Origin of the sequence: Micromonospora matsumotoense (assembly GCF_050951065.1) — a bacterium.
Lineage (GTDB): Bacteria > Actinomycetota > Actinomycetes > Mycobacteriales > Micromonosporaceae > Micromonospora > Micromonospora matsumotoensis.
In genome coordinates this window covers 3,278,836-3,290,768 of sequence record NZ_CP192025.1, presented here as the reverse complement: position 1 = coordinate 3,290,768, position 11,933 = coordinate 3,278,836, and the positions used below count along the sequence as shown (strand labels likewise).

The 11,933-nt window shown below is 74.3% G+C and carries 13 protein-coding genes and 1 riboswitch; of the genes, 10 read left to right on the top strand and 3 right to left on the bottom strand.

Annotation, left to right across the window (positions count from 1 at the left end):
* Window positions 1-70 precede the first annotated feature (70 nt).
* The 3 genes from pdxY to ACQP1S_RS14445 form a co-directional block, all read right to left on the bottom strand.
* Entirely contained in the window at window positions 71-922 is an 852-nt protein-coding gene (gene pdxY, locus ACQP1S_RS14455; RefSeq protein WP_432907017.1) for a pyridoxal kinase PdxY, read from the bottom strand.
* Between the two features lie 200 nt (window positions 923-1,122).
* A complete protein-coding gene (locus ACQP1S_RS14450; RefSeq protein ID WP_432907015.1) occupies window positions 1,123-2,205 on the bottom strand; it encodes a hypothetical protein in 1,083 nt (360 codons plus the stop codon).
* On the bottom strand, window positions 2,202-3,098 hold the full coding sequence (locus ACQP1S_RS14445) for a copper resistance protein CopC (RefSeq protein ID WP_432907013.1): 897 nt from the start codon (window positions 3,096-3,098) through the stop codon (window positions 2,202-2,204). The genes ACQP1S_RS14450 and ACQP1S_RS14445 overlap by 4 nt, the downstream gene beginning before the upstream one ends.
* A gap of 305 nt (window positions 3,099-3,403) precedes the next feature.
* Here ACQP1S_RS14445 and ACQP1S_RS14440 point away from each other — a divergent pair, with 305 nt between their 5' ends.
* The 10 genes from ACQP1S_RS14440 to ACQP1S_RS14395 all read left to right on the top strand — a co-directional run bounded on the left by ACQP1S_RS14440 (window position 3,404) and on the right by ACQP1S_RS14395 (window position 11,927).
* Window positions 3,404-3,973: a sigma-70 family RNA polymerase sigma factor gene (locus tag ACQP1S_RS14440; RefSeq protein ID WP_357890504.1), complete on the top strand. Its 570-nt coding sequence runs from the start codon at window positions 3,404-3,406 to the stop codon at window positions 3,971-3,973.
* Window positions 3,974-4,049: 76 nt separating this feature from the next.
* The gene (locus tag ACQP1S_RS14435; RefSeq protein ID WP_432907010.1) at window positions 4,050-4,847 is read left to right on the top strand and encodes a zf-HC2 domain-containing protein; all 798 of its coding nucleotides are present in this window, start codon (window positions 4,050-4,052) and stop codon (window positions 4,845-4,847) included.
* A 94-nt stretch (window positions 4,848-4,941) separates the two neighbouring features.
* Window positions 4,942-5,538: a copper chaperone PCu(A)C gene (locus ACQP1S_RS14430; RefSeq protein WP_432907008.1), complete on the top strand. Its 597-nt coding sequence runs from the start codon at window positions 4,942-4,944 to the stop codon at window positions 5,536-5,538.
* A 23-nt stretch (window positions 5,539-5,561) separates the two neighbouring features.
* Complete coding sequence (locus tag ACQP1S_RS14425) at window positions 5,562-6,776, top strand: Dyp-type peroxidase (RefSeq protein ID WP_432908029.1); 1,215 nt, start codon at window positions 5,562-5,564, stop codon at window positions 6,774-6,776.
* Between the two features lie 19 nt (window positions 6,777-6,795).
* Window positions 6,796-7,380, top strand: coding sequence for a copper resistance CopC family protein (locus ACQP1S_RS14420; protein ID WP_432907006.1), 585 nt, complete (start codon window positions 6,796-6,798; stop codon window positions 7,378-7,380).
* Window positions 7,381-7,692: 312 nt separating this feature from the next.
* A complete protein-coding gene (locus tag ACQP1S_RS14415; RefSeq protein ID WP_432907004.1) occupies window positions 7,693-9,174 on the top strand; it encodes a PepSY-associated TM helix domain-containing protein in 1,482 nt (493 codons plus the stop codon).
* 104 nt (window positions 9,175-9,278) lie between these two features.
* A riboswitch (cobalamin riboswitch) is annotated at window positions 9,279-9,347 on the top strand.
* Between the two features lie 60 nt (window positions 9,348-9,407).
* Entirely contained in the window at window positions 9,408-9,611 is a 204-nt protein-coding gene (locus ACQP1S_RS14410) for a CbtB domain-containing protein (RefSeq protein ID WP_218108131.1), read from the top strand.
* Complete coding sequence (locus ACQP1S_RS14405; protein WP_432907002.1) at window positions 9,602-10,417, top strand: CbtA family protein; 816 nt, start codon at window positions 9,602-9,604, stop codon at window positions 10,415-10,417. The genes ACQP1S_RS14410 and ACQP1S_RS14405 overlap by 10 nt, the downstream gene beginning before the upstream one ends.
* A complete protein-coding gene (locus ACQP1S_RS14400; protein WP_432907000.1) occupies window positions 10,414-11,031 on the top strand; it encodes a histidine phosphatase family protein in 618 nt (205 codons plus the stop codon). Before ACQP1S_RS14405 ends, ACQP1S_RS14400 begins: the two co-directional genes overlap by 4 nt.
* 236 nt (window positions 11,032-11,267) lie before the next feature.
* On the top strand, window positions 11,268-11,927 hold the full coding sequence (locus ACQP1S_RS14395; protein ID WP_432906998.1) for a TOPRIM nucleotidyl transferase/hydrolase domain-containing protein: 660 nt from the start codon (window positions 11,268-11,270) through the stop codon (window positions 11,925-11,927).
* The last annotated feature ends 6 nt before the right edge of the window (window positions 11,928-11,933 follow it).

Sequence of the window (11,933 nt, the reverse complement as noted above, 5' to 3'; positions counted from 1 at the left end):
GTTGTCGTGGCAGGACCTGCACCCGCCACGACCGGCGGCCGACTGGGTGCCTCCCGCCCCGGCCGGCCCGTCAGCGCAGCTTGCGGGCGGTGAACCGGGCCGGCGGGTCGGCGATGGCGTCCTGGGCGGCGATCAACTGGATCTCCCGGGTGCCCGCCGCGAGGGTCCGCTCCAGCACGGTGAAGACCGAGGCGATGGTCCGCTCCAGCGCCGTCGCGGGTGAGCCCGTGGTGCGCAGGTGGGCGAGGTAGAGCGCGGCGGTGACGTCACCACCGCCGTTGGGGCTGATCGGCAGCAGGGGCGTGGTCACCGCCCAGGCACCCTCGTCCGAGACGGCCACCACCTCCAGCGAGCCGTCCGGCACGTCGCCGTGCAGCACGCTGGTGACCAGGACGTCGTGGGGCCCGGTCGCGCGTACCACGTCGACGGCGTCCAGCACCTCGGTCAGCGTGGTGGTCGTCCGGCCGGCGAGGAAGTCCAGCTCGAAGTGGTTCGGGGTGATGATGTCGGCGCGCGGGACCACCACGTCCCGCAGGTACTCCGGGATACCGGGCCGGACGAACATCCCCCGACCGGTGTCGCCCATCACCGGGTCGCAGCAGTACACCACGTCCGGGTTGGCCGCCCTGATCCGGTCCACCGCGTCGAGGATCACCGCGCCCATCGCCGGGTCCCCCTGGTAGCCCGACAGCACCGCGTCGGCCGTGCCGAGCACCCCACGGTCGGCGATGCCCTCGATCACCTCCGCCACGTCGGCCGGGGCCAGCAACGGCCCACGCCACGCGCCGTACCCGGTGTGGTTGGAGAAGTGCACGGTGAGCACCGGCCAGACCTCGTGTCCGAGGCGCTGCAGGGGGAACACGGCCGCCGAGTTGCCGACGTGGCCGTAGGCGACCGAGGACTGGATGGACAGGATCTTCACCGGCCCATCATGGCCGCTCCCACCGACACCCCGGGTACGGGCCCACCGATTCACCCTGCCGACCCTGCTGGTTCATCCCGCCGGCCCGCCTCCGCCAGCCCGCCCGGCGCGGCCCCGGTGCACGCGGGCCCGCCGGGGGGACACGGGTCCCCCCGGGATCGCCGGGTACGGGTCGCCGGGACCGGCACCCAGGTCACAGGTCACAGGTCGAGGGTGTACTGCGCGGTGTGCACCTTCCCGTCGACCTGGAAGTCGAAGAACGCGCGGTAACGGCCCGTGCTCGGGGCGGTCAGCCAGAACCGGACCGTCCCGTCCACCAACTCCTGCTCCGGGTGCACGTGCACGTAGCCCAGGTCGCCCTCCCGCACCACGACCAGGTGCCCGTACGCCCCCAGGTAGCGCTCCAGCCGGGCCGGCTCGACGCCGTCGGGCCGGAACGACAGTGGCACCGTCACGCCCACCGTCGGCGTACCGGTCATCGTCACCGTGAACGGCCCGGCCGTGGACCGGGGTGCGGCCGGCGGCAGCGGGACCGGGGTGTGCGCGCCGGGCACCTGGTGGTCGACGCCCAGGACCAGCGGCACCGTGCTGCCGTCGGCGGCGGTTACCGAGAAGTCGGCATAGATGCGGTAGCCGCCCGGCCGGGCCAGTGTCAGTGGGACGGTCCAGGTGCCGTCCGCCGCCATGGTGGGATGCAGGTGCTGGTAGCCGCTCAGGTCGCGACCCACCACGACCAGGTGCAGTTGCTTGTCGTGGACGACGGCGAAGCGGGTCGCCGGCTGCCCGTCGGTGCCCACGATCCGGAACCGGTAGTCCGCCCGTACGCCCGCCGGCTGGGTCCTGGCCTCCGGCTGCACGGTGTAACCGCCGGCGTTCACCGACAACCCGGTCACCTGCGCCGCGCCGTCACCGGGATGGGTGTGCGCTCCGGTGCCGGGCCCGTGCTGATGCCCGTCCCCCGCCGACACCGCCGCCCCGGTGACCGGCGGCGCTGCGGCGGTGCGGTCGACGGGCCGGGTGCCGGAGCCGAGCCGACCGAGCCCGAACCCCGCCAGCAGGGCCACCACCAGCCCTCCGACGAGCAGTGCGAGACCCGTGTTGCCCAGCCGCGACCCCCGGGCCGGCGCGATCTCGGCCACAGCGGCTGTCGTCCCGGTCGTGGTGGCTGTCGTCCCGGTCGTGGTGGCTGTCGTCCCGGTCGTGGTGGGTGCGGCCTCGGTCACGACGGGTGCCCCCACCCGTTCGGTGACCACCGCACGCGGGGCGGCGGCGGGACGGGTCACCCCCTGGCGACCGCCCGCCGACTTCGACCGTCCGACCCGGGCACCGGTGCCGGACCGGGCGACCGCCCCCTGGCCGCGCGGCCGGCCACCGGCGCGGCCGGCGGGCCGACCGACGGGCCGGGCGGCCGGGACGGGGCGACGACGCCAGGCCGCGAAGCCGACCGCCGCCACCACCAGCACCGCGCCGCCGGTCCAGGCCAGCCACCCGAGTCCCCCTCGTCGTCGCCGGGGGCGGCGGCCGACGGGGAGGCCGCCGCGGCGGCCGTCGAGGGGGCCAGCGGGACGGCGGAGGCGGTCGGCCCGCCCGGTGCCGCGCCGCCGGAGTGGCCGGAGGTGGCGTGCTGCTCGGCGGCGGCCACCAGTGCCGGGTCCGGCTGGTCGACCGGTGGCCGCCAGCCCTGCGGCGCGGCGGTCGCCCGTCCGCTGTACCGGAAGCTCATGGTGCCCCGCACCGGTTCTCCGTCGGAGGCCACCGACAGGTAGCTCACCGCGTACTGCCCCGCCGCCGGCAGGTGGGCCAGCGTCACCACCGCCGGGAACCCGGTGCTGTACTCCTTCGGCTCGAACTTCCCGTTGACCAGCAGGTACTCCCGTACCGGCTTGTCCAGGGGGCGGGGCGAGCCCTGCCGCCAGCCGTTGTCGACCCGACCACCACCGGGCCCGGTGACGGTGAAGTAGGCGTTGGCGGCGACCTGCTCGGTGAAATAGAGCTCCACCGTCGTCAGCGCCTCGGTCACCGTGGCGTTGGCCGCCGGGATGGACATCGCCAGCGTGCCGTGCGCCTGCGCCGGGCGGGCGGTGGGGAGCAGGACGACCGCCGAGGCGAGCACGAACGCGAGGAGGGCCGCGAGGGCACGCCCGGTGGGCCCGGTGGCTGGAGGGGAACAGCGCATCGGATCATCCTCACGAAGAGTGGACTTCGATCAATAGTTCACCAACTTTTTACGCAGATGGCAAAAGTTTTGGCTACAGCGTCCCAACATGAGGCCGATGTGCTCAAAGCTCACCCACGGCTCCGGACCCCGCACCCGACGGAGACCGGGCGGATGCTCTCCGCCGTGGATACGGTGATCCGCTGGCGGTTTCCGCCCGTACCAGTGGGCGAGGGTGACGCCGGATATGCCGTACGCTCGCCCGGACCTACTACACCCCGTCGTGACCGTTGACGGGCGGCGGAACCGGACACGGAGGTGGGCAGGTGAGCGACGACGACGCGGAGGTCACCGCGTGGGCGTTGGCCGCGGGTCGGGGTGACCGGGAGGCTGCGGCCCGGTTCATCCGGGCGACCCAGCAGCACGTACGACGGTTCGTCGCCCACCTGATCAGCCCGGCCGAGGCCGACGACCTCACCCAGGAGACCTACCTGCGGGCGATGCGGTCGCTGCCGTCGTTCGCCGCCCGTTCGTCGGCCCGGACCTGGCTGCTCGGCATCGCCCGCCGCACCGCCGTCGACCACGTACGGGCCGCCACGTCGAGGCCGCGTACGGTGCCGTTGTCCGAGTGGCACGACACCCCGGACCCCCGGGGCAGCGGCTTCGACGGCGAGGTGGTCCTCAACGACCTGCTGCGGGCCCTGCCCGCCGACCGGCGGGAGGCGTTCGTCGCCACCCAGGTCCTCGGCCTGTCCTACGCCGAGGCGGCCGAGGTGTGCGGCTGCCCGGTCGGCACCATCCGGTCCCGGGTCGCGCGGGCCCGGGAGGATCTCGTGGTGGCGGTCGACGGCAACCCCCGGTCGATCCGACGCAGGCCGGGAAGCGCCGCCGGCTGACCGCTGACCTGGGCCGCGACGGCAGCCCGGGGGAACTTGCGGGAACCATGACGCTCTGCGGTACGACTACCGCTACATGGGGTGTGAGCAGTGGCGTGAAATCCTGTCGGCGCAGCTGGACGGCGAGGAGAGCACCGCCGAGCGGATCGCGGCCGACGCCCACCTGGACGGGTGCGCGGGCTGCCGGGAATGGTGCGACCGGGCCGCGACGGTGACCAGACGGTGCCGCCTGACCCTCTCCGCCCCCGGTCCCGACCGGCAGCGCCTCACGCTGGCCGTCCCCGGCCCCGACCCCCGCCCCGACCTCGCCGACGTCGTCCTGGCCGCGCTCCCCGCACCCCGCCGGCTCCGGGACCGGGTCGTGCTCACCCTGCGCACCGGGCTGGCCCTCATCGGCGCCCTGCAACTGGTGCTGGGGCTGACCCAGGTCGGGCGGGGCCCGGCGGCCGGCCACGCCCACGGCCCGCTCGACACGCTGGCGTCCGGGCACCTGTGGCACGAGTCCGCGGCCTGGAACATCGCCGTCGGCGCCGGTTTCCTCTTCGTCGCGACCCGGCGCACCCCGACCAGCGGGCTCCTGCCGACTCTGAGCGCCTTCGTCGGGGCGCTGGTGCTGCTCTCGGCCAACGATCTGGTCACCGGTCGGGTGGAGCCGGCCCGGCTGGTCAGTCACGGTTTCCTGCTCACCGGTTACCTGATCGTGGTCGCCCTGTCCCGACCCCGGCTGCGACCGGACGGTCCGGCGGGGCGTGGCCAGCGCGACCGTCCCGCGTGGCGGCTGACCGTGCACGACGTGCCCACCGCCACGCCGACGCTGCGCCTGGTGCCGCCGCATACCGGTTCGGCGCGGGTCCGCGACCGGTCGGCGGCCTGACCCACCACGAAACGACGATGCCGACCGGCCGGAACTTTCGGGGCCCGGTGACCGACCAACGGGACAGAGCACCAGCACAACGGAGGAAGAACCCATGCGCCCCACCGGTCCACTCGGCTCGAATCGACGCCCGTCAGTCGTCCTCGCCACCGCCGCAGCGCTGCTGGCGCTCGGCATCGCCGGCTGTGGCCCGGCCGATCCGGCCGCAGCTCCGCAGTCGAGCGCTTCGGCCCCGGCGAGCGCGGTCGCCGGGGTGGTCGACATTCGTGACCCATGGATGAAGGCGGCCGACAAGGGCATGACGGCGGCCTTCGGGACCCTGGTCAACGACAGCGACGCCGACGTGACGCTGACCGGCGCCACGACGTCGGTGTCGTCGATGGAGCTGCACGAGATGACCATGAAGGACGGAAAGATGGTCATGCGGCAGAAGGAGGGGGGCATCGTGATAAAGGCGAAGGGCACCCATGTCCTGGAGCCCGGCGGTGACCACCTGATGCTGATGGATCTGCGTCAGCCGGTGAAGGCCGGTGACGCCCTCACCGTGACCCTCACCTTCGGCGATGGTCGGACCCAGCAGTTCACCGCGGTGGCGAAGCCGTTCACCGGGGCGCAGGAGAGCTACGCCCCCGGCCACGGCGCGCCCATGCCGAGCATGAGCGGGCAGCCGACGGCGAGTCCGGCGTCGTGACCGCGACCCCGACCGCCCGGGTGGTGAGCCGGCGGGGTCTGCTCGCCGGCGGGGCGTTGGCTGCGGGCGGGGCGGTGACCGGTGGGGCGGTGGTCGCCGCCGCCACCGGTGACCGGGAGGCCGGTGGCCGGCCGGCGGTGGCCGCGCCCAGCCCGGTGGCGGCCGTCGGTGCGCTGGTGGAGCCGTTCCATGGTCCCCGGCAGGCCGGGGTCACCACCGAGCCACAGGCGCACGGAGCGTTCGTCGCGTTCACCCTGCGACCGGGGACCGACCGGGCGGCGCTGGGCCGGTTGCTGCGGCTGCTCAGCGACGACGCCGCCCGGCTCACCCAGGGCCGGCCGGCGTTGGCCGACACCGAGGCGGAACTCGGGTTGCTGCCCGCCCGACTCACCGTGACCTTCGGTTTCGGCCCCGGCCTCTACCGGGCCGCCGGTGTCGACGACCGCCGGCCGCCGTCGGTGGTGGACCTGCCGGCGTTCCGTGTCGACCGGCTCCAGCCGGCCTGGTCCGGTGGGGACCTGCTGGTGCAGATCTGCGCCGACGACGCGGTCACCGTCGCCCACGCCCAACGGGTGCTGATCAAGGACAGCCGGCCCTTCGCCACCGTCCGTTGGGTGCAGCAGGGTTTCCGGCGCAGCCCCGGCGTCGAGCCCGCCGGTCACACCCAACGCAACCTGTTCGGTCAACTCGACGGCACCGCCAACCCCCGCCCCGGCCCCCCGCTGGACACCGCCGTGTGGGTGCCCGACGGCCCGGCCTGGCTCAAGGACAGCAGCACCCTGGTGGTCCGCCGGATCAGCATGAATCTGGAGACCTGGGACCTGCTCGGCCGCACCGACCGGGAACTCGCCATCGGCCGTCGCCTCGACACCGGCGCCCCGCTCACCGGCACCGCCGAACACGACGAACCCGACTTCGCCGCCACCGGCGACGACGGCCTCACCGTCATCCCGGACTTCTCCCACCTCACCCGGGCGCACGTCACCGACGACCGGCTGAAGATCCTGCGCCGTCCCTACAACTACGACGGCACACCCACCCCGCAGGGGCACGCCGACAGTGGACTGATCTTCGCCGCCTACCAGGCCGACATCACCACCCAGTTCCTGCCCATCCAACGACGACTCGCCGACCGGGACCTGCTCAACGAATGGACCACCCCGATCGGCTCCGCCGTCTTCGCCGTCCCGCCCGGCTGCCCATCCGACGGCTGGATCGGCCAGCAGGTGCTCGGATGAGCCGGCCCCGCGGAGCGTCATGATCACCTCGACCTGCCGGCCCGCCGTCGTCCGGCCCGCCGTCGTCCGGCTCGCCGCCGCACTGCTGGCCGCCGGACTGGCGCTGCTCGTCGCCGCAACGCCGGCCTGGGCGCACAACAGCCTCAGCTCGGCCTCCCCGGCTCGGGAGGCGACCCTGTCCCGCGCGCCCACCGAGATCACGCTCGAGTTCCTGGCCCGGCTGGACCCGGCCTTCACCACCATCGTGCTCACCGACGGGACGAAACGGCGCGTCCCCACCGGCGATCCGGTGGTCTACGGGACGAAAAGCACCGTCCAGGTGACGGACACCCTGCCCAACGGGACGTACACCGTCGCGTACCGGGTGGTGTCCGCCGACGGGCACCTGGTCCAGGGGTCGTACCCGTTCACCGTGGCCGACCCCGCCGACCGCGCCGCGCCGACCGTCGCCCCCACCACCGTGTCGGCTTCCCCGGCCGCCGCCACGGCCGGGGACGACGGCGGCGGCCGGGGCACCGTCCTGGGCGTGGCCGGTAGCGCGGTGGTCGCCCTGGCGGTGGCGGTGGGCGCGCTCTGGTGGCGACGCCGGTCGCTGCGCCGCTGAGCGCGGGCCAGCGCGACGCCGGTCGCCGCGCCACCGAGGGCCGGTCGTCCGCCGGCACGACGACGGACCGTCCAGTGTCGACCCCGGTCGCTGTCGGCCGGCACCGTCGCCGCCGGTGCCGGAAACCCCTGCCGACACCGACACCGGCGGCGACGGTGGTCCTGCGGCGTCGCGTCCCGTCGGGACATTCCCGGGAACCGTAGGGGCGTCCGCTCCGACTATCTCACCGGGCGACGCCGGCACCACGAACGCGGGCTGACCCGTCCGTAGGCACGGGGCGACCATCGGGTACATCCCGACTATTCCGATCGGATGAGTATGTCTGTCACTGAGTTGCCCGGCACGTCGAGGCCGGAACCCGCGCCACCCGCCGACCCGCCCATCCGGCCGGCCCGTGGCGGCTCCCCGTTCGGCGCGTTGCTGCTGCGGCTGCACTTCTACGCGGGTGTGCTGGTCGCGCCGTTCCTGGTGGTCGCCGCGCTGACCGGGTTGGCGTACACGGTCGCGCCGCAGGTGGACGGGGTGCTCTACGGCGACCGGATGACGGTGACCGAGGTGGGTGAGCGGCCGCTGCCGGTGGCCGACCAGGTCGGGGCGGCCCGCAACGCCCACCCCGAGGGCAGTGTCGCCTCGGTGCAGCCAGGAGCGGGCGACCAGGCCACGAGGGTGGTGTTCGCGGCCCCGGAGTACGGGGAGAAGCAGCACACCGTGTACGTCGACCCGTACACGGCACGGGTGCAGGGGCAGCTGACCACCTGGTTCGGCTCCACGCCGGCCACCACCTGGCTGGACGACCTGCACCGCAACCTGCACCTGGGGGTGGTCGGCCGGCACTACTCGGAGCTGGCCGCGAGTTGGCTGTGGATCATCGCGCTGGGTGGGGTCGTGCTGTGGTGGCGACGCCGCCGGGCCCCCCGGGCCACCGTGCGGCACCTGCTCGTGCCGGACCTGTCCGCCGCCCGGGGTGTCCGCCGGACCCGGGGCTGGCACGCCACCCTCGGGGTCTGGCTCACCGTCGGCCTGTTGTTCCTCTCCGCGACCGGGTTGACCTGGTCCCGGTACGCCGGAGCGAACTTCGGCGCCGGCCTCGACTCCCTCGACGCCCGCGCCCCGCTGTTGTCCACCGCCCTCACCGCGACGCCGAACGGCCCGGCCGACACCGACGGCGGTGGTCATCACGGTGCGTCCGGGGCGGGCGGGGTGGTCGAGTCGGCCGCCTTCGACCGGGTGCTGACCGCCGCCCGGACGGCCGGACTGGCCGGCCCGGTCGAGATCGCCCCGCCCGCCGAGCCGGGCTCGGCCTGGACGGTCACCCAGGTCGACAACACCTGGCCGGTCGCGAAGGACCGGGTCGCCGTCGACCCCGCCACGGCCACGGTCACCGCCCGCAGCGACTTCGCCGACTGGCCGCTGCTGGCCAAGCTCAGCGGCCTCGGCATCCAGGCCCACATGGGTGTGCTCTTCGGCCCGATCAACCAGCTCCTGCTCGCCGCGCTGGCTCTCGGACTGCTCTGCGTCATCGTCTGGGGCTACCGCATGTGGTGGCAACGCCGCCCCACCCGCACCGACCGGCGCGCCCTCGCCGGCACCCCGCCGACCCGGGGCGGCATCCGCGCCCTACCGTGGCGGGTCCTGCTCGTCGGCGTGCCGTTCACCGCGGCGATCGGCTGGGCGCTACCCCTGTTCGGACTCACCCTCCTCGCCTTCCTCGCCATCGACACCGTCGTCGGGGCGGCGGCCCGACGGCGACGTCGCGCCGCCGCCCCCATCTCACCGGTGCCCGCCGGTCGATGACGTGCCGTCCCCGCCGGGTGTCTCACATTCGGCGGGGCCGGCGATTGACCGGTCGGGGGTCGCGCCGCTACGGTCGAGCCACTATCTGCGGCGTCGCGAGGTAAGCCGGTGAGATTCCGGCGCGGTCGCGCCACTGTGAGCGGTCCCGTCATCGACGGGTCCGCGAGCCAGGACGCTCGGTCGTCCGCAGCCTTGCGATGGGGACGCGTCATCCCCGGGAAGGTTCGTGTCCCATGTCGAGTTCCACTCCCGCCCAGCCGTTGGTCCACCCCGTCGGGTCGGCCCGCGTGTGGGGGACGGCTCTGGCCGTCGTCGGCGTACTCCTCCTGCTCACCTACCTGGTCGCCTTCGACCAGGGCGCGGTCTCGCGCAGCGGCATGTACCTGCACGAACTCATGCACGACGGCCGGCACCTGCTCGGTGTCCCGTGCCACTGACCACCACCCACAACCCACCCACGTTCGCCACCGTCCTGCTCCGCGGTCTGCTCGCCGGTCTCGTGGCCGGCCTGCTCGCGGGGGCGTTCGGCTATCTCGTCGGAGAACCGCGCATCGAGGCGGCCATCGCGATCGAGGAGGCGGCCACCCACACCGGTCCGGTGGCCGACGACCACCACGCGGACGAACTGGTCGGTCGGGACGGTCAGCGGGCCGGCCTGTTCCTGGCCACCGGGCTGTTCGGGACCGCGATGGGTGGTCTGTTGGCGACCGCGTACGTCCTGCTGCGCCGTCGCCTGCGTGCCACGGACGACGGCCGGTCGGCGCTGCTGCTCGCCGGCGGCACCCTGCTCGGCGCGGTGCTCGTGCCGTTCCTGAAGTACCCGGCCAATCCCCCGGCGGTCGGCGATCCCGACACCATCGATCAACGCACCGTCGCCTACCTGGCGCTGGTGGTGCTCGGCCTGGTGGCGGTCTGGGCGGGCACCCTCGGCTACCGGTCGGTCCGCGCCGACGCGCCGGTCTGGCAACGGTTCGGTGCCGGCATCGGCGGATTCCTCCTGGTCACCGTCGTCGGCTATGTGGTCCTGCCGTCGTTCCAGGAGGTTCCGGACGACTTCCCGGCGACCCTGCTGTGGAATTTCCGGTTGGCCTCCCTCGGTACCCAGGTGGTGCTGTGGGCCGCGATCGGCCTGCTGTTCAGCGCCCTGATGAGTCGGGGCGGCGGACGGCCGGAGAGCGCGCGGCACGCGGACGACCGCTCCGGCGAGCCGGCGATCGGTCAGGGAACACCGGCCCACCTGTGACCGCGACCAGCCTGCGGCTGGTCGCGCACGCGCACACCGCCGCCCTGCGGCGCGCGGTGTTCGGCGCGGGTGACGACGACCTGGACGAGGGCGGCCGGCAGGCCGCTCTCGCCCTGGTCGGCACCGGCCGCCACGCCACCCTGGGCAGGGTGGACGTCTGCCTGACCAGCCCGTCCCCGGCGGCGGTGCAGACCGCGTACGCCATCGGGCTGCGCCCCACGGTCGAGGCCGCGCTGGCCGACTGCGACTACGCCGGCTGGGCCGGGCGGAGCCTGGCGGACGTGGGGGCGCGGGAGCCCGAGGCGTTACGGCAGTGGTCGGGTACGCCGGAGGCCGCGCCGCACGGCGGGGAGTCCCTCGCCGCGCTGCGCGACCGGGTCGGGGGCTGGCTCGACGATCAACTCGCCCCGGGCGTCCGGATCGCTGCCGTGACCCATCCGATGGTGGTCCGGGTGGCGATCGTGCACGCGTTGCAGCTTCCGATGGCCGCGTTGCCCCGACTGGACGTCGCCCCGCTGGCGGTGGTACGGCTCAGCCGGCACGGCTCCCGGTGGCAGCTCCAGTTCACCGCGCCGCAGGTCGGATCGGGTTCGGAACGCCGGCCGCCAGGGTGATCACCCGGGCCGCCGGTCCCCGGCCGTGCTCCGGGAACTGCGCGGCCGGGGGCCGCGCCCACCACTGGTCCGCCGCCATTCCCCGTGTCGCGCAGTCCGCCGCCATTCCCGGTGGCGCAGTCCGCCGCCTTTTCCGGTGCCACGGTCCGCCTGCCTGGTCGGGGTGTGCCGCCAGGCGGGCGACCGCCGGCAAATCCGGGTGGCGGCCCGGGACGGTGGTTGCGAGACTTCGACCTGTGCGAGAGCCCGACCGTTTCCGCGCCGCCGTCGACGCCTGGGCGGCCGGCGGCGCGGACGCCGCGGGGGCGGCGGTGACCGCCCGCCGCCTGGCCGGTGACGGGGTGGCCACGGTCGTGCTCGTCGAGGGGGTCAGCGACCGGAGCGCGGTCGAGGCGTTGGCCGTGCGGCGTGGCCGCGACCTGACCGGCGAGGGCGTCTGCGTGCTGTCGATCGGGGGCGCGATGAGCGCCGGCCGGTTCCTGCGGCTGCTCGGCCCGCCGGGTCTCGGCCTGACCGTCCGGGGTCTCTGTGACGAGGCCGAGGAGGGCTGGTTCCGGCGCGGCCTGGAGCAGGCCGGCCTCGGCGTCGACCTGAGCCGGACCGCGATGGAGGCGCTCGGCTTCCCGGTGTGCGTCGCCGACCTGGAGGACGAGCTGATCCGCGCGCTGGGTCCCTCCGGTGTCGAGGACGTCCTCGCCACCGAGGGCGACCTGCCCAGATTCCGGGTCTTCCAGAACCAGCCCGCCCAGCGCGGTCGGTCCGTCGAGCGGCAGCTACGCCGGTTCCTGGGCACCACCAGCGGCCGTAAGGCGAGGTACGCCGCCGCACTGGTGCACGCCCTCGATCTGGACCACGTCCCCCGACCGTTGGACCGGCTGCTCCCCGGCGGCGGGTAGGGTCGC

Excerpts from the sequence above, each read along its gene's own strand:
- ACQP1S_RS14420 (WP_432907006.1), top strand. The coding sequence starts at position 6,796 with ATGATCACCTCGACCTGCCGGCCCGCCGTCGTCCGGCCCGCCGTCGTC.
- ACQP1S_RS14415 (WP_432907004.1), top strand. The coding sequence starts at position 7,693 with ATGAGTATGTCTGTCACTGAGTTGCCCGGCACGTCGAGGCCGGAACCC.
- ACQP1S_RS14430 (WP_432907008.1), top strand. The coding sequence starts at position 4,942 with ATGCGCCCCACCGGTCCACTCGGCTCGAATCGACGCCCGTCAGTCGTC.
- ACQP1S_RS14410 (WP_218108131.1), top strand. The coding sequence starts at position 9,408 with ATGTCGAGTTCCACTCCCGCCCAGCCGTTGGTCCACCCCGTCGGGTCG.
- ACQP1S_RS14435 (WP_432907010.1), top strand. The coding sequence starts at position 4,050 with ATGGGGTGTGAGCAGTGGCGTGAAATCCTGTCGGCGCAGCTGGACGGC.
- ACQP1S_RS14445 (WP_432907013.1), bottom strand. The coding sequence starts at position 3,098 with ATGCGCTGTTCCCCTCCAGCCACCGGGCCCACCGGGCGTGCCCTCGCG.